The organism is Bradyrhizobium sp. 33ap4 (assembly GCF_032654765.1).
GTDB lineage: Bacteria > Pseudomonadota > Alphaproteobacteria > Rhizobiales > Xanthobacteraceae > Bradyrhizobium > Bradyrhizobium australafricanum.
Genome location: NZ_JAUMTJ010000072.1, coordinates 13,341 through 34,306 on the forward strand (window position 1 = coordinate 13,341; position 20,966 = coordinate 34,306).

Sequence of the window (20,966 nt, forward strand, 5' to 3'; positions counted from 1 at the left end):
TTAAGCGAACCACCTAGAACGGGACGACCTCGGGATGCCCCCCTCCGTCGTAGTTCCATATGAGACAGAAGGCCCCCGATCACGCAACAAAAGACCGCTCGGTTTGGGGCGAGTTGCGGCTGTTTTCGGGCAAATGTTGCACAAATATCACGGACTTTTGAATTGCGGCATTTCCGCAAGCCATTGAAACAAAATACGAATATTTCAGTTACCGCTATCGGGCACAAGATTGGGCAACACCAGGCGGAACGGTGTGCAAAACGCGTAGTCCTACTGAGAAAGCGATTGCTGAAGCCGGCTTCGGCAGCGCTGATTCCGGTATCCGGGCACGACGTTTCGGCCCAAAACGCCGCGATTTGAACAACATAACCCGCCCTGAATACCGTCGACTCGCGCCTGGAAGGGCTTTCCGATGGCTCGGAGCAGGCCGAATGACGGCGGGCGGTTCGCCACGCATGTGCGATGCTACATGTCACTGGGATGTCAGCGCGCAGAATCGGTCGATTTGTTCTCCGCAGCTCCGGCGCGCTGAAATATCTCTACTGCGCGCGGCGCACCCGCAAGGCTCGTCTCCGACGGAGCCGCGTCGCCCTCACTCGTCCAAAATGTCCAGGAGATCCTCGATCCGCTCGAAAGGCGGCTCGTGTATGTTGTCCGAATAGAACACGCGATCGCCGTCGCGCTGGAGCGAACGTGCTCTGGATTTGGGCAGCCTCCCGGGAAGGAACGTCGCCGCGACGGCCTCCGGGCCGACATCGAGCCTCACGATCCCTCGCCGCTTGCAATCGATCCTGAGCCTCGCCGCGGCGAAGAAGTCCCGCCCCGCCGACGGCAGCCTGCCGAAGCGGCGCGAGGTCTCTTCCTCGAGATCCTCCAGATCGTCTTCGCTCCGGCACCTCGCGGCACGGCCATAGATTTCAAGCCGCACGGATTCCGATTGCACATAGCTCCTGGGCAGCAGATCCGCGAGCGGAAGGTTGAGATCGGGCACCCACATATCGGCGGACCGGTCGTTGGTCTTCTCCGAGGCTTGCTTCAGAAGGTGGCTGTAGAGCACCGGACCGAAAACCTGCACGTGGCCGGATTGCCGCTCCGAAAGCAGATCCCCGGCGCCTCTGAGGTCGAGATCCCGCTCGCTGATCGCAAAACCGGCGCCCGGTCTGCTGAACTCCTCCAGAACGGCCAAACGCCTCCCGGATTGTTCCGAACTGGATTCGGTCAGCATGTATGCGAAGGCTCGTGTCCCGCCGCGTCCCACCCGGCCTCTGAGCTGGTGGAGCTGTGCCAGACCGAACTTTTCCGGCCAGCAGACCACGATGGTGTTCGCCCGGGGGATGTCGAGACCGCTTTCCACGATGTTGGTCGCCAGGAGGACGTCCGCCTCGCCTTCGACGAAGCTCATCATTCGATCGTCGATTTCGTCGACGGGTAGCTTGCCATGCAGGCAGACGATACGGAGCTCCGGGGCCATCGACTGCACGCGCGCCAGCATCGGATCCAGATCCTGGATGCGCGGACAGATCAGAAAGCTTTGCCCGTGACGTCGCTGCTCGCGCAGCAATGCTGCGGCGATGGCGGCGTCCGAGAGCGGAGCGATCTTGGTCGCGACCGGAAGCCGATGAACGGGCGGGGATGCGATCACGCTCAGCTCCCTGAATCCCGCAAGGCCCGCCGCAAGTGTGCGCGGAATCGGCGTGGCACTCATCCACAGCGTATGGGCGCCCTTCGCCAGCCCTGAAAGCTTCGCCTTCTCGGCCGCGCCGAAGTGCTGCTCTTCGTCGACAATGACCAGGCTCAGCTTGGCGAACCTCACGTCCTTCGATGCGATCGCCTGCGTGCCGACCACGACCTTCATCTTGCCGCTTCGCAGGCCCTCCTTGGTCTCCTTCATCTCCGGAGCCGACGTCGCCCGCGACAGGCTTCCCACTTCGATGCCAAGCGGAGCAAACCGTTTGCGGAAGGTTGCAACGTGCTGCCTTGCCAGAACAGTCGTCGGCACGACGACGGCGACCTGCTTGCCCGACAGCGCAACGGCCGCCGCCGCGCGCAATGCCACCTCGGTCTTGCCAAACCCGACGTCGCCGCAGACGACCCGATCCATCGGATGACCGGACGCCAGATCATCGAGGACGTCGCGAATTGCCTTCGCCTGGTCGACGGTCGTGAAATACGGAAAGCGCGCGACGAACCGCTCATAGGCGGGACCGGGAGCGACCAGCTTGGGAGCGCGCCGGCGGCGCCGTTGCGCGATGTGTTTGGCAAGCGCCTTGGCGGCAGTCTGGATTTCCCGCTCCGCCTTGCCACGCCGCGTCCACCACGTACTGCCATCGGCCCTGTCCAATGCCAGCTTGCCGAGCTCCGCGGCATACGGCCAGATCAGCGCAAGATCGGCCGGCGGAACGAGGACGGCATCATCCCCCGCGAATGCCAGCCTGATCATCTCGCGCGATGATCCCTTCCCCATATCGAAGGTCTGCAAGCCATCGAGCACGGCCAGCCCGCGTTGCAGATGCACGACGACCGCGCCGCGCTCCGGCACGTCGGGATGATCGAAAGCCGAGCTCCAGGCTCGCGCCATGGGCTGCGGATGATGCGCCCTGCTGCCGAGCACGTCGGTCGCCGTCACGACGACGAGCGGCTTGCGCCCTGAGCAGATGAAGCCGGTGTCGAAGTCGGCCAGCAGCGCGCCTTCGCCGCCCCGCCCCTTCGCCGCCTCGTTCCAGTCGGCGAAGCGCTCCGCCTTGATCCCGCTCATTCGCTCCATCGCGCGCAGGTCATCTTCGACCGCCGCGACAAACAGCAGCCGCGATCCGGCGCGCTCGGTGTCGGCGACAAATGCGCGAAGAGCCTTCCGCGATGAGGCGACCTTCGAGAAATCAGGCGTGGCGGTGAAAGCTGCCTTTCGGGGCAGCGAGCTCATCCGTTTGGTCAGCCGTTTCCAGTCAGCGGGCCCCAGATACTCGCGCTCCGCCTCCCTGCGGCCGGCCGCCTCCTTGATCGTGCTCAGCCAGCTATCGGCGTGGCCCGAAACGCCGGCGTCCGCGATCCAGCGCGCGCGCTGACAATAATCCGGCAGCGCCGCCCGCTGTGCCCGCTTGCCTCCCAACGCGATCCGTTCGGACATCGGGTCGATGTGCAGTTCCTCCGCGTCGAACACGACGTCGTGCTCGTCTGGATCGACACCGGCGATTCTGCGGATCACGCCACCGGAATGCTCAATTCTGAACGGCCCCAGCGCGCCCGCGGGAAATACCTCGAACGTCATTCCGTGGAACAGAGCGCTGCCGGGATAATCCGCCTCTTCGTCGAGATCGTATCCCAGAGCTTCCAGACGATCCTTGAGTTCCTGCTCGGAATAGCCCGCCCCCACCTTCAGGCTGATGCTGAGGCGCGCCGAGCTGGCGGGCAACGGCAACCGCTCCATGATCGCCTCGGCCGTCGACACCAGGAAGACCGGCTTCTTGCTCCGGGCGAGGCGCCTCAACACCGAACTGCGCCGGCCGGCGATCTCTCGTGACGGCTCCAGCCCGTCAAAGGGCAAGGTATTCAGCCTCGGGAACACCAGCACCTCGAGCGAGGGATCGAGCGAATGCAGCACGCTGCCGAGACGCTCTGCCCTGTTCTCGCTTTCCGCAAGGAAAACGATGCCGTCCCGCCCGGATTTCTTCCATTGCTCGAGAAGATGAAGCGCCAGCATGCCAAGCGGTGAGGAAGACGAGATCCCGGAACGCGCCGATCCCTTGCTTTTCTTCTTCGCGCCAGCAGCAGCGCGGGCCTTCTTGGTATTCGCCACGTCAGATCCGTCGTTATGTCGTGATTACGATCGCCCGTTGACCTGGATCTCCGGGCGACTCGGGGCTCGTCGCCCGCCGCCATGGAAGCGAAAGCGGCACAGATTTCCAGCCAAGCCGGCCCAATCCGCCCGAAATGGCGGCGGGGGCGGCCGGCAAAAAACGATTCCTCTCTTGAAATCAACGGCTTGCTTGCTGGCTGGGGCGGGAGGGATCGAACCTCCGAATGGCGGAATCAAAATCCGCTGCCTTACCGCTTGGCTACGCCCCAACGCGCCGATCGAAGGCCACGTCGGTCTATAGGGTGAGTCCCGCCATTTCAACAGGGCGGCGATCGAAAAGGCACGAAAGCCGCAGGATGATGACGGTACTCTTATTATAAGGCGACGCCGCGGTGGCCGAAACAGAACGTGCGATGTCCGTTCGGACTGTTGAGAGGGCGCCGGTTTCATGGGATGACAATTTGCAAACGCCTCGTCGGGAGTAACGCCATGACCTACCGTGCGCCGATCAACGATATCTTGCTGTCCCTCAATCACGGTGCGGGGCTCGCTGCCGCCGTGGAGGCCGGCCATTACGGCGATTTCGACGGCGACATCACCGCTGCGGTGCTAGAAGAAGCCGGCAAGTTCGCCTCCGACGTGCTGGCGCCGCTGAATCGTGTCGGCGACGAGCATGGCATCAAGCTCGACAACGGCAAGGTGACGACGGCGCCGGGCTGGCCCGACGCCTATCAGCGCTGGACCGCCGCGGGCTGGAACGCGGTGTCGGGGCCGGAGGCGTTCGGCGGCCAGGGCCTGCCGCTCGCGGTCAACGCCGCCTGCACCGAGATCTGGAGCGCGTCGAACGTCGCCTTCGGCCTCTGCCCGCTGCTGACGCTGTCGGCGATCGAGGCGCTCGATGCCCATGGCAGCGCCGAGTTGAAGAAGACCTATCTCGAGAAGCTGGTCACCGGCGAGTGGACCGGCACGATGCAGCTCACCGAGCCCAATGCCGGCTCCGACGTCGGCGCGCTGCGCACCCGCGCCGAACGCGCCCCCGACGGCACCTATCGCATCAAGGGCACCAAGATCTTCATCACCTATGGCGAGCACGACATGACCGACAACATCGTGCATTTCGTGCTTGCGCGATTGCCCGATGCCCCCTCGGGCACCAAGGGAATCTCGCTATTCCTGGTTCCGAAATTCCTGGTCAATGCCGACGGCTCGCTCGGCGAGCGCAACGACATCCATGCCAGCGGCGTCGAGCACAAGCTCGGCATGCACGCCTCGCCGACCTGCACCATGACGATGGGCGATAAGGGCGGCGCGATCGGTTATCTGATCGGCGAGGAAAACCAGGGCATGCGCTGCATGTTCACGATGATGAACCAGGCCCGCCTCGGCGTCGGCCTCGAAGGCGTCGGCATTGCCGACCGCGCCTATCAGCAGGCGCTGGCCTATGCGCAGGAGCGAAGGCAAGGCAAGGCGATCGGCCACAAGGGCGACGGGATGGATCCGATCATCGTGCATCCCGACGTCAAGCGCATGCTGATGCAGATGCGCAGCATGACGGCGGCGGCGCGCACGATCTGCTACGCCACCGCGGTCGCGCTCGACGTTTCGGTGCGCGCCAGGGACGCCAAGGTGCGCGCCGAGGCCGCGGCCCGCGGCGCGCTGCTGACCCCGATCGCCAAGGCCTTCTCCACCGACATCGGCAACGAGGTCGCCTATCTCGGCGTGCAGATCCACGGCGGCATGGGCTTCATCGAGGAGACCGGCGCCGCGCAGCATTATCGCGACGCCCGCATCACCTCGATCTACGAGGGCACCAACGGCATCCAGTCGATCGACCTCGTCACCCGCAAGCTCGGCGCCAATGGCGGCGCCTCGGTCTGGGCGCTGCTGGACGAGCTCGCTGCCGTCATCAAGCAGGTCGAGACCTCCAACGATCCGGCGTTCGGCACCACGGGCGCCAAGCTGCGCGACGCCCACGCCGCGCTGGAGCGCACCAGCAAATGGCTGCTCGAGCGCCTCGCCTCGGCGCCGAACGAGGCACTGGCCGGCGCAACGCCCTATCTGCGGCTGTTCGCCGCAACGCTCGGCGGCTGCATGCTCGCCGGCGAAGCGCTGGCCGCCAAGGCGAACGGCGAAGCCGAGCCGCAGCGCTATGTCGCGCTGGCGCGCTTCTTCGCCGAGAACATCGCCGTGCAGGCGCCGTCGCTGGAAAAGACCGTGACCGAAAGCGCCGAGGCGGTGACCGGCGCGGATGCGGTGCTGGCGGGATAAGATACCTTCCACCGTCATTGCGAGGTCAGAGGGCCCAAAGCGCTGTGCTCGCCAAAGGCCCTCCTCGCTCGTTTGATGCACATGACGTGCCGCATCACAACTGTCGTCCCTGCGAAAGCAGGGACCCATAACCACAGCCTTCCGTTTTGAAACGAGCTGTGGCTCCAGCGTTGCAAACCAATCGGCACTTGTGGTTATGGGTCCCGGGTCGCGCTTCGCTTGCCCGGGACGGCATCGAGTTTTGCGCCTACCGCCGAATCATACGTTTCGTCAGCGATCCGCGCGAAACGCGCGAAATTCCTCCGGGCCGTCGAGCAAGTCACGCTTGCGCGCGGCCTGATCGAACTGGCTGGCGGAATGATCTGCCATTGCGTTGATGGCCGTGCCGGCCAAGAAGTCGGAGGCCAAGCGGTCTTAGGAAGACAACTATAACACTCAACTCCTTGGCTCACAGAACGACATGGCTACGATCCGACTTATCCGTTGCCTCGATAAGATCGCTGCGTCATCTTGCACGATCCTTCCAGCAGGATCGGTACGGGCTAGGTCTCCCGTGTGCTGCCTGCTTGCTGTGGCGATTGTGGTGATTGCCTTGGCGCCGAAGGTTTGGACGCCGGGAATTTGGGTTTCCGCGGAGGCGCCGCGATCAATCCATCCCGTATCGCTTGCTTGCGGGCAAGCTTGCGGGCTCGCCGCACGGCCTCGGATTTCTCTCGAGCCCTTTTTTCCGATGGCTTTTCGAACGATCTGCGGCGCTTCATCTCTCTAAAGACGCCCTCGCGCTGCAACCTCTTCTTTAGAACTCGAAGCGCCTGGTCGATGTTGTTGTCCCTGACAAGAACTTGCAACGGATCACCTCTCTCGCGGTACAACGCACTTTGAATGAACAAGACCAGAGCCCGCTCTATCAATGACAGAGCGGGCCGCACTGCCATTCCAGTACATCCGTGGAACGGCAGCCGACCGACAACGTCGCGGAAGCTTCAGCCGCGGTGCTACAAGCACGCGTCCTCGCTTTCATCCGACGATGTCTTTGGAAAAAGGTCCTGGGACCGATCTACAAGGCTCAAGGCCAGTCGATCTAGTACAGTTATGCACTCATCTCAGCTATGCAAGACACAATCGCAGACCGTGAGAATTATATCCGACGGTTCAGCCACGGCGAGATCATGGCTGAACGGCGATGGCGGCTTGACCGCGAACGCGAAAAGCGGTTCCCCAAAAATCTCCATCGTTGCCGAGTAGCAAATTCGCTCCAACAGGCGCAGAGTACGGCGCTGCCGGACGACTGTTGAGCGCCGGCACCTGAGAGCCTGGGCAGCTCCCGCCACCAAAGGGAGCCGAAGATGGCAACCCGCTTCTATTTCGATATCCGCAACGGCGAGCAACTCTATGCCGACAAACAGGGCATCGAGCTACGCGACGAGGAAACTGCCGCGCACGAAGCGATGCAGTCATTGCTCAGCATAGCCAAGGAGAACCTGCCTTTGGATAAACACAGGCTGCTGGCGTTTGAGGTCCGGACGGACGAAGGGCCGCTGTTTCAGGTCAGTCTCAGTCTGGGTATCACAAGGTGCTAACTGCCGCGCTGCGCAGCCAAACTCAAGAATCCAGCCGGCAACTGCGCCAAGCGATAGCCACCTCAAGCACGGGCCCGTCGCCGTCCCGGACCTCGATGGCAATCTGATGGAAATTGTGACCGCGAAAGGAATCCCGAATGACGTCGGCCAAGGCGCGCGCAGCCTCCTCCTGAACCGCACCGAAGTTGGACATCTCCATGCCCTCTTCGTCGATCGCCAGGCCGCCGCCGTCACGAAGATCGAAATAATAGCGCGTCATCGGCATGGTAATTTACCCCGGCTCTCGATTGTTCCTGCGAAGACCGGGGAATGTGGCCGGTGAGGACAGTGGCGCGCGAGCCGTCCGGGTGAGTCATGACCGCAAAAGCGAGAGAGTTCCTTGATTTCTGGATTGAAAACAGCGTCCACGCTGCCGAGCAGTATGGAACGCCGGGTGCCTCGCAGGACGTTGCCGAGTTGGCGCGCCGGTGCATCGAGATGGCGGGACAGCAAGGCCTGACGGAACAGGATCTGCGTGATGCGGCCGGCGATATCACTGACTACATCAGGATCAGACTGAAGGCGGCGAACAGGAAGGAAGCCGATCGTCCCAAATAGTTCGGGCCACGGCCTGGCTTCGCGGCCTGAACTGGCGGCCGAGGCCGCGAAACAACAGGTCCGCTTCAGCAACGTGTCAGCGACGGACTCGACGTGCGTGATTGCGCGGCTTAACGCACGATGCGCTTGACCCGTTTGGTTCTCTTGGCAGCCACAGATGCCGTACCAGCGGGTGCAGAGCCAGCCTGCGCGGCGGCCGCCTCGGCGTCACGCGCTTCACGGAGAGCCCGCAGACGCACCATGTTCTTGCGCACGGCGATCGCATCGCGCTCGACTTCAGCGATTGCCTGCGCACCGGCCTCGGCGGCAAGCCGCTGGCGTTGGGCCTTGGCCAGGCGCTCGGCAGAGAGTTCTTCCGGCTTCTTGGCCATGAGCGAATGAGCCCTTTGAAAAGCAGCGAGACCCGCTCAACCCATCAGAGGATCGAGCGGGCCGCGGCTGTCATCCCAGTACATCCGTGGAATGACAGATCGATTCAAGCCAGCCGAAGATCTTCGGCGCTGGTCTTGCCACGCATCTTGTCGACCTTGAGTTCGAACGACAGCTTCTGGCCCTCGGCGAGACCGCCAAGTCCGGCCCGCTCGACAGCGCTGATGTGAACGAACACGTCATTCGTGCCATCATCGGGCTGAATGAAACCGAAGCCCTTCTGGCCGTTGAACCACTTCACAGTACCTGTAGGCATTTGTCTTCTCCAAAGCGGACGCACGTGAATTCGCGCCTGGTTCCGCATCATCCTTCAACCGACGATGTTCTTTGGAAAAGGGCCGCTTTGACCATTCAACAAGGCACAACGGCAAATCGAACGCTGCAAGCATACACACTTAATCCGCTAGGGCAAGCTCGGAAGCGCCGTCGATCGGGGCGAGCGGAGCTTCACCGAGCTGCCGTTCCGATAAACCGAACCATGTTTCGCGTAAGGGCTTGCGCCGCCGCGCAACTCGGTGATCGGTGACGCGGACGCAAATCGCGATATTCAACCGCCCGAACTTTTCGCCTTGCGTGGAACTCGCTTGGCGCGCGTCTGAACACTTGCTTTTGCCGCTGCCGGTTCCGTCGGGCGCGTGATCGGAAACGTCTCCCGCATATGCGCTGCCAGCATTGCACAGTAATCGGTCGCGAAACGAGGCAACGGACGCCGCTTGTCCCATGAGATGGTCAGAGGCTCCTGCAACACGCGGCGCCTGTGCGTGAGACCAACAATCCTTAATTCGTAGCGCCAGCACTGAAGCTGGGAGGGAACGATCGCGACGCCGTGCCCCGCCTCGGCCAGTGCCAGCAAGGTGTGCGGACTGCGACTCTCGAACGTGATCTTCGGTTTCAGCCCCGCCATACGGCTTGCCGCATCGAAAGCACGCCGAAATCCGAACCCGCTGTCCAGCAGCAGCAACGGAAGTTCGGCGAGGTCAGCGATCTCGATTGTGCAACGGGGACCAAGCGGCATCGACGGATGACAAGCAGCCAGTAACTGTACGGATCCAAGCGGAAGGCTGCCGAAGTGCTGCTCGTTCAGTCTGACGGCGTGCAGCAAATTTTGGCCGAGGTGAACTTCCCCGCGTTCCAGCATCGCCAATATCTCGCTGCCCGTCCCCTCCCTGATCCTGATCTCGACCCTGGGATATCGCTCCGCGTACCGGTGGAGAAAATCTGACAGCACGCTCTCGATGTGTTGCGGCGAGCCGGCGATCCTCAAGACCCCGGTATCTCCTTGGCGAAGCAGCTGAGCCTGCTCTTTCAGCGAATTGACGCTGTTGAGCAGCAGACGGCAGCCCGCAATCAACTGCTCGCCTTCGCCAGTCAATAGAAGCCGGCGCCCGACGCGGTCGAAGAGCTGCAAGCCGAGCTCCCGTTCGAGACCGATGATTTGCCTGGACAGGGCGGGTTGCGCGACACGCAACCGCAATGCGGCCTTTGAGACCGTGCCGAGCTCGGCCACCGTCAAGAACGTGAGGGCCTGTTGAAGGTTCATGCCCGCTTATACCATTCGAGCATAAGGTTCGAGAAAATATATGTATTGGACGTATTTCGAAGCCTCGTGAAGAGTCCTGTCAGGCTGCGGCTTGCCGCACAGGCACGGCACCGGAGGAGGCTCCCATGAATTCTGGAGGCAAGATGGCTCTGGTCATGTTGAGTTGTACCGCTGTCGGCGCTCTTGGCAGCGAAGCGCTGCATGGCGAAGCCAGGCCGCCCGCCTATTTGATCGGCCAAATCGAGGTCACCGATCCCGATGGCTATGCCAGGGAATATCTCCCGAAGGCGAAGGAGATCATCAGGGCACATGGCGGCAAGTTGATTGCGGCTGCCGGCGCGGCGGCAACCGGGTCGCAGGTCGTTGCCGTCGATGGAGATCCACCCAAGCGCGTCGTCGTCTACATGTATCCGAGCATGGAGGCGCTTTGGGCCTGGCGACACGATCCGGCCTACGTGCAGGTTCGGGCCGTCGGCGAGAAATACGCGAGGTACCACACATTTGCAGTTGAGGGCTCTGTCGCCAATTAGCGCTGACCACGCCGTCGATCGCTGCGACCTGCAACGTGTGCCACCTAGTTGCGAAACACCAGGCAGCGACCGCCGACTGCCTCCAACCGGGCGCACAGCTGGTTAGCTCGCTCACGGGTCGTCTCGGCGACCCGGAGCAGATACCAGGTGGCCGAGCCTGGCCCGGCCATGCGCGATCTCAGAACGAGCGGTGCGCGATCGCCGAGCACGGATGCAAATCGTTTCTGAAGTTGCTGGTAGTCGGCGAGTACGCGCGATTGCGACGGGCCGCCGGCCAATTGAAGTCCCCAGGGCCCCCACGCAGCTTGCTGCGCGATTGTCACGGACTCTCTTGGGCCCGCGGGAAGCGCCCGAACGAGCATGCCGCGCACGATGTCACCGCAGGCCATGGCCGCGTCGGTGTGGACCCGATCCTCAAGCGAACCCTGCGCCCATTCCTCGGCGGACTTGCCGGTGATGATCCTGACATAGGCGCGCGTTTCGCCCGGCAGGTTTCCACGCCCCGCCAACCAATCCTGAACGCGCCGCGGGCCACCATTATAGGCGGCCGCCGCAAGGCCGAGATTGCCGAACTGCGCGCGCAGTTCGCGGAGCCAGCGCGCGGATTCCTGCAAGGCAGGCAATGGCTCGAACGGGTCGGCCAGACCGCGCCACCGCGCAGTACCGGGCATGAACTGGGCGATCCCCTGGGCACCGGCCGAACTGACCGAGTTGGGATCGAAATTGCTTTCCTGCCAGATCAGCCGGACGAAGAAATCCGGCGGCAAGCCGTTCTCTAAAGCAGCCTCCTCCAACGCCTTGCAGTACTGCTGCGGCCCACCGAGCTTTGGACGCAAAGGTGTCGGCGCCGGCGACGGAACGGATGACGATTGCTGATCGGACGCCGACCGATCGGCCTCAGCGTTGCGCACTGCGGCGTTGGTATCCGGACGAGACGTTTCCGTTTGCGATGTTTGTGCCTGCGCCAGCTCTGCGCGCTGCGCGGAGGGCGTTACCGCTGGATTGCCGGGAGGTTGGGCGTTTGCGACGGGGACGAACAGCAGCAGGCAAGCCGAGCCGATAGCCGCTGGCAAAATCGATCGATGAACCCGCCGCGGCCCGAAAATCGACTGCATAAAGCGATCATCAAATTGGATGCATTCGCAGAATCATATCATCGGTGCCGACCGGGCGGCCAGAAAATTTGCTGCCTAGCGGTTGGACAGGCTTCCAACGATCGATGCGCGGCGGGACAGTTCGATCCAGTTGCCATCGGGATCGAGGATCATGGAGATCCGTGCGACCTCGCCGAGCGTCACCGGCGCAAGGCCTTCCCGCACGCCCTTGGCGCGCAACTCGTCATGCACGGCGTCGATGTCGGCGACCTGCAGCGTGATGTAGCGCCAGCCGCGCGCACCCCGAACCGGATCGATGGTTGCGGCGCGATCTTCCCTGAGCAGGATCAGACTGTCGCCGAGGCGAAACGCCGGACCATCAGACCATGACTGCTCGGTGAAGCCGAGGATGTCGCCGTAGAACCTGCGATGCGCGGCAAGGTCGCGCACCGCCATCGTGACGGCGATCTGGATGATGCCGTCATGTCCGGGCGCAACCAGGCAAACGCTGTTGCCGTCGGGGTCGGCCATGCGTTGCGGTGCGTCGACGCCCGCGCGCGCAATGATCAGTTCGCGATAGCCGCTCGGCGCCGCATCCGGCAGCGGCTCGACATGATGGTTGAGCTTGATGACCGAACCTTGCGCGTCGTGCCGGTACTGCTTCTGCCCGCGGCGGATCGGCTGCACATGATCGAAGCGAAGTCCGGCCTCCTGCTGCCAGAACCGCAGCATCGGTTCGAGATCGTTGAAGGAAAGGCCGACGTCGATCACGTTCTTTGCCAGTTGCATCTGCTCCCGCCTTCGGATGAAGTGCACCACGATGGATTAGCTATGCGAGGATCAAGTCACCAACGCAAGCACCACGATCACTGTCGCGGGTCGGCCGGTGCACCTGCCTGAAACAGTCAATCCAGTGAGGACCGATATGCAAGCAGGCCTCGTTCAGACCTTTCGCGCTTTTGCGTACAATAATGCCTGGGCCAATCACCGCCTGCTCACGGCCTGCGCCGGTCTCAGCCAGGCGGAGTTCGCCGCCGCGCGGACCGGGTTCTTCCCGAGCCTGCAGGCGACGCTCAACCACATTCATGTCATCGATCTCTTCTACATTGATGCGCTCGAGGGCGGCTGGCTCGGGCCGAAGGCGTGGGCCAACGAGGTGCCCTACCCGTCAGTCGCCGCGCTGAAAGACGCCCAGCGCGCGATCGATCAGCGGTTGATCGTGCACTGCGATGCGCTGACGGCTGAGCGGCTCGATGATGTGGTGAAGATCAATCGCGACACGAGCGTGCAGACCGAGCGGCGCGACCGCCTCTTGATGCATCTGTTTCAGCACCAGATTCATCATCGCGGCCAGGCCCATGCGATGCTCTCGGAGACCACGGTGAAGCCGCCGCAGCTCGACGAATTCTTCGCCGCCGGCGAAGCCCCGCTCCGGGCAGCCGAGTTCAGGGATCTCGGCTGGAGCGAAGCCACCGTGTGGGGCGGCTGATGGTTCCGCCCGCCATCGGCGATGCGGTTCCTGATCCGGAACGAGGTCTTGAAACCCGGCGCCTCCACGCTCACCTCTGGTAAAACGTGGGGAACTCTATCCGATGCCATTCGCCAATCACCGGGGCCAGCGTATCCATTACACCGTCGAGGGATCCGGGCCGCTGATCGTGCTGCAGCACGGTCTCTTGCTCGACGCCGCGAGCTGGAAACAATGCGGCGTGGTCGACGCGCTTGCCGATCGCTTTCGCGTCGTCTGCGTCGATTCGCTCGGACATGGCCTGAGCGACAAGCCCGCCGATCCGGCGCTCTATAATCAGGCGCAGCGTGCCGGCGACATCGTCGCCGTGATCGACGATCTCGGCGACGAGCGCGCCCACGTGGTGGGACATTCGATGGGCGGCTGGGTCGCGGTCGGTGTCGCCCGGTTTTTCCCGGCACGGCTGGCGTCGCTGGCGATCGGCGGCTGGGACTTTCTCACCGGACTGCCGCGCGGCAACGCCGGCCCGCTGACCTATGGTGCCTTCATCACCTTTGCCCGCCGCACGGTGCCGGAGCTCGCCGAATGGGTGACGCCGGATCTCGAAGGCGGCGTGCGCGCCTGCTTCAATGCGCTCGGACAGGTCGATGGCGCCAAGGACGCGGTGCTGTCCTCGCGCGTGCCGGTGCTGCTTTGGAACGGACAGGACGACGGGCCGCATGCGCCGATGCAGCGCTTCGCCGCGGAGAACGGCCTCGATGCGATGTCGGTGCCCGGCGATCACCTCGGCGCGCTGTTTCAGCACGGCGCCGCGATCGGCCGGGGCATCGGCTCGTTCGTCGGTCGCGGTTAGAGCGTTTAGGTAGAACAGCGCCCCGACTCCGCTGTGCTCCCTCTCCCCGTTCTTCACCCGCTTGCGGGGCGAGGTGAAGCGTCCCGCGCTACGCCGGCTCCGGCATCCCTGCCAGCAACTTGTCGAGCGTGATCGGATAGTCGCGCACCCGCACGCCGGTCGCATTGTGGACTGCATTGGCGACCGCGGCGGCGACGCCGCAGATGCCGAGTTCGGCGACGCCCTTGGCCTTCATCGGCGATGAGATCGGATCGATCTCGTCGAGGAAGATCATCTCCTGATGCGGGATGTCGGCATGGACCGGCACCTCATAGGCAGCAAGGTCGTGATTGATGAACAGGCCATGACGCCTGTCGACGACGAGATCTTCCATCAGCGCCGCGCCGACACCCATGGTCATCGCGCCGATCACTTGGCTGCGCGCCGCCTTCGGATTGAGGATGCGGCCCGCCGCGCAGACCGCAAGCATCCGCCGCACCCGGATTTCAGCCGTGTCGGCGTCGACGCCGACCTCGACGAAATGCGCGCCGAAGGTCGACTGCTGGTAGGTTTTCGCGAGATCGCCGTATTCGATGGCATCCTCCGCCACGAGGTCGCCGCCGCCGGCGGCCTGCGCCAGCGGCACGCTGCGATTGCCGGAGCGGACCACGCCGTCGGCAAACACCGCCTCCTCGGAATTGAAGCCGAGCTTCTGCGTAATGGCCTCGCGCAGCTTGGTGCAGGCGGCATAGACGCCGGCGGTGGAATTGTTGCCGCCCCACTGCCCGCCCGAGCCGCAGGACACCGGGAAGTCGGAATCGCCGAGCCGCACCGCGACCTTCTCGAGCGGCACGCCCATCATCTCGGCCGCGGTCTGCGCGATGATGGTGTAGGAGCCGGTGCCGATGTCGGTCATGTCGGTCTCGACGGTCACGATGCCGTTCTGGTCGAGACGAACGCGTGCCGCCGACTTGGTCACGAGATTGTTGCGGAACGCCGCGGCGACGCCCATTCCCACCAGCCAGCGCCCGTCACGGACGGCGCCGGGTTTCGGATTGCGCTTGTCCCAACCGAACCGCGCCGCGCCATCGCTCAGGCACTGCACCAGTTGCCGCTGCGAAAAGCGCCGCTCCGGATGCTCGGGGTCGACCTGGGTGTCGTTGCTGATGCGCAGCACGACCGGGTCGATGCCGAGCTTCTCGGCGAGTTCGTCGATCGCGATCTCGAGCGCCATCATGCCGGAGGCTTCTCCGGGCGCGCGCATCGCATTGCCCTCCGGCAGATCGAGCGCCGCAAGCCGCGTCGCCGTCATCCGGCTGGCGCCGGCATAAAGCAGCCGCGTCTGGCTCACCGCCATCTCGGGCTCGCCGTCCTTGACGTTGCCAGACCAGCTTTCGTGGCCGATCGCCGTGATCTTGCCGTCGCGCTCGGCGCCGATGCGGATGCGCTGGATCGTCGCCGGACGGTGTGTCGTGTTGTTGAACATCAGCGGACGTTGCAGCGCGATCTTGACCGGCCGGCCGGCCGCGCGGGCGCCGAGCGCGGCGAGCAGCACCTCGGCGCGCAGGAACAGCTTGCCGCCGAAGCCGCCGCCGATATAGGGCGACACCAGACGGACATTCTCCTTGGCGATGCCAAGCGTCTTCGCCATATCCTCAGCGCCCCAGGCGATCATCTGGTTGGAAGTCCAGACCGTGAGCTTGTCGCCGTCCCAGGCCGCGATCGAAGCATGCGGCTCCATCATCGCGTGGCCCTGATCGGGCGTGGTGTAGGTGGCATCGAGCTGCACGGGCGCACCAGCGAAGGCGGCGGCGAAATCGCCGACGGCGCTATCGGCCGGGCCGCCGAATGATGGGTGCGGCGTGACGCCCTTGTCCCGCTCCGCGGCGAGATCGAACTTGCCGTCGCCCTTGACGTAGTCGATCCGGACCAGTTGCGCCGCGGCCCGCGCCTGCTCGAAGGTCCCGGCGACGACGACGGCGACGGCCTGGTGATAATGCGCGATCTCCGGCCCGCCGAGCAGCGGCGCCGCATTGCGCTCTCCTTTGCCAAGCTTGCCGGCATTGTCCGCTGTGACGATGGCGAGCACGCCCGGCGCAGCCTTGGCCGCCTCGAGATCGATCGAACCGATCCGCCCCTTGCCGATCGCCGAACCGACCACGTAGCCATAGGCCTGGTTGGCCACGACGTCGTGCCGCTCATAGGCGTAAGGCGCGGTGCCGGAGGTCTTCAGCGGCCCGTCGATCCGGCTGGTCGGGTGGCCGATCACCTTGAGCTGGTCGATCGGATTGAAGGTGGCAGGATGTTCAAATCGCATGATGTCAGGCCCTCTTCTTAAGCCCTGGATCTCAAGCTCTGGCCTCGCGCAGCACCGCCGCCAGCGTTCGCTCGGCGAGCGGCAGCTTGTACGCATTGTCCTTGGTCGGCTTCGCATCGGCGAACAGGCGCGCGGTGACGGCCTTGGCGCCAGCAGGCAATTCCGCCTCCGCCGCCTCGACGCGCCACGGCTTGTGCGCCACGCCGCCGAGCGCGACGCGGCCGGTGCCGTCGCGCTGCACGATCGCGGCAACCGAGACCAGCGCAAAGGCATAAGAGGCGCGGTCGCGCACCTTGCGATAGGCCTGCGCGCCGCCGACCGGTTTCGGCAGCACCACCGCGGTGATCAGCTCGCCCGATACCAGGCTGGTTTCGATCTCGGGGCTGTCGCCGGGCAGACGATGCAGCTCGGCGATCGGGATGCTGCGCGTGGTGCCGTCGGGCCGCACCGTCTCGACGACGGCGTCGAGCGCGCGCATCGCCACCGCCATGTCGCTCGGATGGGTCGCGATGCAGGCGTCGCTCACACCGACCACCGCATGCTGGCGGCTGAAGCCGCCGATCGCGGCGCAGCCGCTGCCGGGCTTGCGCTTGTTGCAGGGCAGATTGGTGTCGTAGAAATAAGGACAGCGCGTCCGCTGCAGCAGATTGCCCGCGGTCGTCGCCTTGTTGCGTAATTGGCCGGAGGCACCGGCGAGTAGCGCGCGCGACAGCACGCCGTAGTCGCGCCGCACGCGTATATCGGCGGCGAGATCGGTGTTGCGCACCAGCGCGCCGATCCGCAAGCCGCCGTCCGCGGTCTCCTCGATGCGGTCGAGCGCCAGGTCGTTGACGTCGATCAGATGCGCCGGCGTCTCGATCTCGAGCTTCATCAGGTCGAGCAGATTGGTGCCGCCGGCGATGAACTTGGCGTTCGCGGTGCTGGCGGCGGCTGCGGCCGCCGCGCCCGGCGAGGCGGCGCGCTCATAGCTGAATGATCTCATGCGCTCCTCCCGGCGACCTCGCTGATCGCCTCGGCGATGTTGGAATAGGCGCCGCAGCGGCAGATATTGCCGCTCATGCGCTCGCGGAGCTCGGCATTGGTCAGTCGCAGCGGCGCATTCAGATCCGCCGTGACATGGCTCGGGATGCCGGCCTTGACCTCGGCAAGCACTGCGACCGCCGAGCAGATCTGGCCCGGCGTGCAATAGCCGCATTGATAGCCATCATGCTCGACGAATGCCGCCTGCAGCGGATGCAGCCCGTCCGGCGTGCCGAGCCCCTCGATCGTCGTGATCTCGTCGCCCTGATGCATCACGGCGAGCGTCAGGCAGGAATTGATCCGCCGGCCGTCGACAATCACCGTGCAGGCGCCGCATTGGCCGTGGTCGCAGCCCTTCTTGGTGCCGGTCAGATGCAGGTGCTCGCGCAGGGCATCGAGCAGCGTGGTCCTGGTGTCGAGCTCGAGCTGGTGGGTTTCGCCGTTCACGTCAAAGGATACTCTCGTCATCACGGGCGCTCCGGTCCGGGCAGATTGGGCGGCCGCAGGCGGAGGCGTCGCGATCGACGACGCCGCAAGCGAGGCGGCTCCAACAATCAACAGATGGCGCCGCGATAGTTCCAAACGTCCGGAGATCTGCATGCCGCCGCTCTCCTCAAGTCAGCCGGACGCGGAACCACGACAACGTGTCGAGGTCTGCTCGGCCTGTCAGCAAAGGGGGAATGCTGCGAACAGCGGAATGTTTCTCGCGGGGAAGTTAAACTCGTCGCGAGCGCCACGGGCGCGGCGGGCGGGCAGCATCGGCGCCATCGTGGCGCGGGCGGAAGGCAGCATCGCCGTGCGCCTCCGCGCCTACGACCAACGTCCCCTGCCCGGAATCGCAAGATTTATCTGCATTGCGCCGTTCTCATGCTCGCCCACAGGGAAAAGCGGCCCGGAACACGCTGGAGCTCTTGGGGCTTGCACCGGATCATGTAGGATAGCGGGTACGACCTCCACCGGCGACGATGCCGGCCGACCCTGGGACCGCTCGATGACCGCGCATGTCATAGTGACCGACGAAGCCGCCACGCGCGTGATCCGGCTGCGCAGGCCCGAGAAGAAGAACGCGATCACCCAGGAGATGTTTCGCGCGATCAGCGACGCGATCGACAAGGCGCAGAACAATCCGAAGATCCGCTGCCTGATCATCACCGGCGGCTCCGGCGTGTTCACCGCGGGCAACGACATCGAGGACCTGCTCGCGCAGGGCACCTCGACCGGTGAGACGCCGCCGGCCTCTGACCTCGTCAAATTCCTGTATTCGCTGGCCCACAATGTGAAGCCGATCATCGCCGCCGTCGACGGCGTCGCGATGGGCATCGGCACCACCATGCTGTTTCACTGCGACTATGTGCTCGCTAGCAAGACCGCGCTGTTCTCGACGCCGTTCTCGAATTTCGGCCTGGTGCCGGAAGGCGCCTCGAGCCTGTTGATGCCGCGCATGATGGGCCACCAGCGTGCCTTCGCGATGCTGGTGATGGGCCGCACCATGTCGGCCGACGACGCCCGCGTCGCCGGTTTCGTCAATACCGTGGTGGCGCCGGGACATGCCGAGGTGGAGGCGCACAAGGTGGCGCGCGAGATCTGCGCGCTGCCGGCCGAGGCGGTGGCGATCTCGCGGCGCCTGATCCGGCTGCCGCCGGAGGACGTCACCCGCCGCATCGAGCAGGAGAACCATCTGTTCAGCGAACGGATGCGCTCTGAGGAAGCAGTCGAGGCGTTCAAGGCATTCATGGCTCGCCCGAAGGATTGAAACGAAGCGTCGCAATATTGTAGTGGCGCGGCGCCATGATCCCGTGCTCCATGGACAGGTCATGAGACAGCCCCGCCTTTCCCCTCTCACCGCGCTCTGCGCGTTCGGACTGGCCGCAGCAAACCCCTGCGCGGCGCAGGCCGCGGAGCCGGTGAGCCTGCGCATTCTCGCGATCAACGATTTCCACGGCTATCTGCGGCCGCCGCCGGGTGGCATCCGCATCACCGACCCCGCTGACGCGACCAGGAAGATCATGGAGCCCGCCGGCGGCGCCGAGCGGATGGCCACCGTCGTCAAGCAGGTGCGCGAGGGCCACAAGAACAACATCTTCGTCGCGGCCGGCGACCTGATCGGCGCGAGCCCGTTCCTGTCGGCGATGTTTCATGACGAGCCGACCATCGAGTCGCTCTCGCTGATGGGGCTTGCGATCTCCTCGGTCGGCAATCACGAATTCGACGAGGGCAAGGACGAGCTGCTGCGGATGCAGAATGGCGGCTGCCATCCGATCGACAAATGCCAGGGGCCGCACCCGTTCACAGGAGCCAAATTCCGCTATCTCGCCGCCTCTACGATCGAGAAGGCGACCGGCAAGCCGGTGTTTCCGCCCTACGAGATCAAGCAATTCGACGGCATTGCAGTGGCCTTCATCGGGCTGACGCTGAAGAACACCCCGAACCTGGTGTCGCCGGCCGGCGTCGCGAGCCTCGACTTTCGCGACGAGGCCGAGACCGTCAATGCGCTGGTCCCCGAGCTGAAGGCAAAGGGCGTCGAGGCGATCGTGGTGCTGATCCACGAAGGCGGCTTTCCGACCGGCGACTATAATGAATGTCCAGGGATCTCCGGGCCGATCGTCGACATCGTCAAGAAGTTCGATCGCGCGGTCGACGTCGTGGTCTCCGGCCACACCCACCAGGCCTATGTCTGCGAGATCGACGGACGGCTCGTCACCTCCGGCGACAAATACGGCACCCTGGTCACCGCGATCGACCTTCAGCTTGATCCGAACAGCCATGACGTGATCAGCGCCAGGGCCGCCAACACCATCGTGCGGATCGCCGGCACGGCCAAGGATCCCGAGCAGAGCGCGCTGCTGGAATCCTACGACCGGCTGGCCGCGCCGATCGCGAGCCGCGCGGCAGGCTCGGTCACCGAAACGCTGTCGCGTACACCTGCCGAAACTGGCGAGAGCCCGCTCGGCGACATCGTCGCCGATGCACAGCTGCTTGCAACCAGCGCCGAGCCGAATGGCGGCGCGGTAATCGCCTTCACCAATCCCGGCGGCGTGCGCACCGACATCGTCAAGCGCGAGGACGGCGCGGTGACCTATGCCGATATCTTTGCAAGCCAGCCGTTCCGCAACCAGCTGGTGACGATGACGCTGACCGGCAAGCAGCTCAAGGACGCGCTGGAGCAGCAATGGGCCGATCCGAAGCGGCCGCGCGCCCTCCAGGTCTCGAAGGGGTTCTCCTATGCGTGGGATGCGAGCAAGCCCGATGGCGCGCGCATCATTGCCGCACGGATGTCGCTGGACGGCAAGCCGATCGACCCGGCCGCGAGCTACCGCGTCACCGTGAACAATTATCTCGCCGAGGGCGGCGACGGCTTCACGGTGTTCAAGCAAGGAACCGCGCAGCAGTTCGGCATCTACGACGTCGATGCGCTCTATGCCTACTTCAAGGCCAACAGCCCGGTGGGCCCGACGGCAGACAAGCGGATCGAGCGGATCAATTGAGCGAGGTCTAGGG

General features: G+C 64.4%; 20 protein-coding genes and 1 tRNA gene. 8 read left to right on the top strand and 13 right to left on the bottom strand.

All coding sequences use genetic code 11. The annotated features are described in order from the left end of the window. Nucleotides 1–592: 592 nt before the first annotated feature. Nucleotides 593–3,697, bottom strand: coding sequence for a DEAD/DEAH box helicase (locus Q2M23_RS37265; RefSeq protein ID WP_316398712.1), 3,105 nt, complete (start codon nucleotides 3,695–3,697; stop codon nucleotides 593–595). 290 nt (nucleotides 3,698–3,987) lie between these two features. After that, nucleotides 3,988–4,062: transfer RNA gene (locus Q2M23_RS37270), tRNA-Gln, on the bottom strand. A 220-nt stretch (nucleotides 4,063–4,282) separates the two neighbouring features. Here Q2M23_RS37270 and Q2M23_RS37275 point away from each other — a divergent pair. Beyond that, complete coding sequence (locus Q2M23_RS37275; RefSeq protein ID WP_316398701.1) at nucleotides 4,283–6,061, top strand: acyl-CoA dehydrogenase; 1,779 nt, start codon at nucleotides 4,283–4,285, stop codon at nucleotides 6,059–6,061. Between the two features lie 270 nt (nucleotides 6,062–6,331). On the opposite strand, the gene Q2M23_RS37280 is transcribed toward Q2M23_RS37275, so the two are convergent. Beyond that, nucleotides 6,332–6,469 (bottom strand): hypothetical protein, encoded by a 138-nt coding sequence (locus Q2M23_RS37280; RefSeq protein WP_316398702.1) that lies wholly within the window; start codon nucleotides 6,467–6,469, stop codon nucleotides 6,332–6,334. Between the two features lie 134 nt (nucleotides 6,470–6,603). After that, complete coding sequence (gene rpsU / locus Q2M23_RS37285; protein ID WP_076829105.1) at nucleotides 6,604–6,909, bottom strand: 30S ribosomal protein S21; 306 nt, start codon at nucleotides 6,907–6,909, stop codon at nucleotides 6,604–6,606. A gap of 498 nt (nucleotides 6,910–7,407) precedes the next feature. On the opposite strand from rpsU, the gene Q2M23_RS37290 reads away from it, so the two are divergent. Continuing rightward, nucleotides 7,408–7,641, top strand: coding sequence for a DUF6894 family protein (locus tag Q2M23_RS37290; RefSeq protein ID WP_057015230.1), 234 nt, complete (start codon nucleotides 7,408–7,410; stop codon nucleotides 7,639–7,641). 22 nt (nucleotides 7,642–7,663) lie between these two features. Here the strand turns inward: Q2M23_RS37290 and Q2M23_RS37295 are convergent, their stop codons facing one another. Continuing rightward, nucleotides 7,664–7,906: a DUF6894 family protein gene (locus tag Q2M23_RS37295; protein WP_082653668.1), complete on the bottom strand. Its 243-nt coding sequence runs from the start codon at nucleotides 7,904–7,906 to the stop codon at nucleotides 7,664–7,666. 89 nt (nucleotides 7,907–7,995) lie between these two features. Between Q2M23_RS37295 and Q2M23_RS37300 the strand changes: the two genes are divergently transcribed. Next, entirely contained in the window at nucleotides 7,996–8,238 is a 243-nt protein-coding gene (locus tag Q2M23_RS37300) for a hypothetical protein (RefSeq protein ID WP_057015229.1), read from the top strand. A 110-nt stretch (nucleotides 8,239–8,348) separates the two neighbouring features. Here Q2M23_RS37300 and Q2M23_RS37305 read toward each other — a convergent pair whose 3' ends face one another. The 3 genes from Q2M23_RS37305 to Q2M23_RS37315 form a co-directional block, all read right to left on the bottom strand. After that, a complete protein-coding gene (locus Q2M23_RS37305) occupies nucleotides 8,349–8,609 on the bottom strand; it encodes a hypothetical protein (RefSeq protein WP_057015228.1) in 261 nt (86 codons plus the stop codon). A gap of 104 nt (nucleotides 8,610–8,713) precedes the next feature. Then, nucleotides 8,714–8,923 (bottom strand): cold-shock protein, encoded by a 210-nt coding sequence (locus tag Q2M23_RS37310; protein ID WP_028339489.1) that lies wholly within the window; start codon nucleotides 8,921–8,923, stop codon nucleotides 8,714–8,716. A gap of 291 nt (nucleotides 8,924–9,214) precedes the next feature. Beyond that, nucleotides 9,215–10,207, bottom strand: coding sequence for a LysR family transcriptional regulator (locus tag Q2M23_RS37315; RefSeq protein WP_057015227.1), 993 nt, complete (start codon nucleotides 10,205–10,207; stop codon nucleotides 9,215–9,217). A gap of 125 nt (nucleotides 10,208–10,332) precedes the next feature. On the opposite strand from Q2M23_RS37315, the gene Q2M23_RS37320 reads away from it, so the two are divergent. Further along, nucleotides 10,333–10,737, top strand: coding sequence for a DUF1330 domain-containing protein (locus tag Q2M23_RS37320; RefSeq protein WP_316398703.1), 405 nt, complete (start codon nucleotides 10,333–10,335; stop codon nucleotides 10,735–10,737). Between the two features lie 44 nt (nucleotides 10,738–10,781). Here the strand turns inward: Q2M23_RS37320 and Q2M23_RS37325 are convergent, their stop codons facing one another. Then, nucleotides 10,782–11,852, bottom strand: a complete 1,071-nt coding sequence (locus Q2M23_RS37325; protein WP_316398704.1) for a lytic transglycosylase domain-containing protein — start codon at nucleotides 11,850–11,852, stop codon at nucleotides 10,782–10,784. Between the two features lie 75 nt (nucleotides 11,853–11,927). Next, on the bottom strand, nucleotides 11,928–12,620 hold the full coding sequence (locus Q2M23_RS37330) for a VOC family protein (protein WP_316398705.1): 693 nt from the start codon (nucleotides 12,618–12,620) through the stop codon (nucleotides 11,928–11,930). Between the two features lie 136 nt (nucleotides 12,621–12,756). On the opposite strand from Q2M23_RS37330, the gene Q2M23_RS37335 reads away from it, so the two are divergent. Both Q2M23_RS37335 and Q2M23_RS37340 read left to right on the top strand, forming a co-directional pair. Next, nucleotides 12,757–13,320 carry a DinB family protein gene (locus Q2M23_RS37335; protein WP_057015223.1) on the top strand — a complete coding sequence of 188 codons (564 nt, stop codon included), beginning with the start codon at nucleotides 12,757–12,759 and terminating at the stop codon, nucleotides 13,318–13,320. Nucleotides 13,321–13,423: 103 nt separating this feature from the next. Beyond that, nucleotides 13,424–14,152, top strand: coding sequence for an alpha/beta fold hydrolase (locus Q2M23_RS37340; RefSeq protein ID WP_028334486.1), 729 nt, complete (start codon nucleotides 13,424–13,426; stop codon nucleotides 14,150–14,152). A gap of 88 nt (nucleotides 14,153–14,240) precedes the next feature. Here the strand turns inward: Q2M23_RS37340 and paoC are convergent, their stop codons facing one another. From paoC to paoA, 3 genes are read right to left on the bottom strand one after another with little or no spacing between them, the layout of a single operon-like run. Further along, nucleotides 14,241–16,448: an aldehyde oxidoreductase molybdenum-binding subunit PaoC gene (gene paoC, locus Q2M23_RS37345; protein WP_316398706.1), complete on the bottom strand. Its 2,208-nt coding sequence runs from the start codon at nucleotides 16,446–16,448 to the stop codon at nucleotides 14,241–14,243. Between the two features lie 31 nt (nucleotides 16,449–16,479). Continuing rightward, entirely contained in the window at nucleotides 16,480–17,430 is a 951-nt protein-coding gene (locus tag Q2M23_RS37350) for a xanthine dehydrogenase family protein subunit M (RefSeq protein ID WP_316398707.1), read from the bottom strand. After that, nucleotides 17,427–18,068, bottom strand: a complete 642-nt coding sequence (paoA, locus tag Q2M23_RS37355; protein WP_316398708.1) for an aldehyde dehydrogenase iron-sulfur subunit PaoA — start codon at nucleotides 18,066–18,068, stop codon at nucleotides 17,427–17,429. The genes Q2M23_RS37350 and paoA overlap by 4 nt, the downstream gene beginning before the upstream one ends. Nucleotides 18,069–18,459: 391 nt before the next feature. Here paoA and Q2M23_RS37360 point away from each other — a divergent pair, with 391 nt between their 5' ends. Together Q2M23_RS37360 and Q2M23_RS37365 are read left to right on the top strand one after the other, a co-directional pair. Then, a complete protein-coding gene (locus Q2M23_RS37360) occupies nucleotides 18,460–19,221 on the top strand; it encodes a crotonase/enoyl-CoA hydratase family protein (RefSeq protein ID WP_050387826.1) in 762 nt (253 codons plus the stop codon). A 61-nt stretch (nucleotides 19,222–19,282) separates the two neighbouring features. Next, nucleotides 19,283–20,953 carry a bifunctional metallophosphatase/5'-nucleotidase gene (locus Q2M23_RS37365; protein WP_316398709.1) on the top strand — a complete coding sequence of 557 codons (1,671 nt, stop codon included), beginning with the start codon at nucleotides 19,283–19,285 and terminating at the stop codon, nucleotides 20,951–20,953. Nucleotides 20,954–20,966 lie beyond the last annotated feature (13 nt).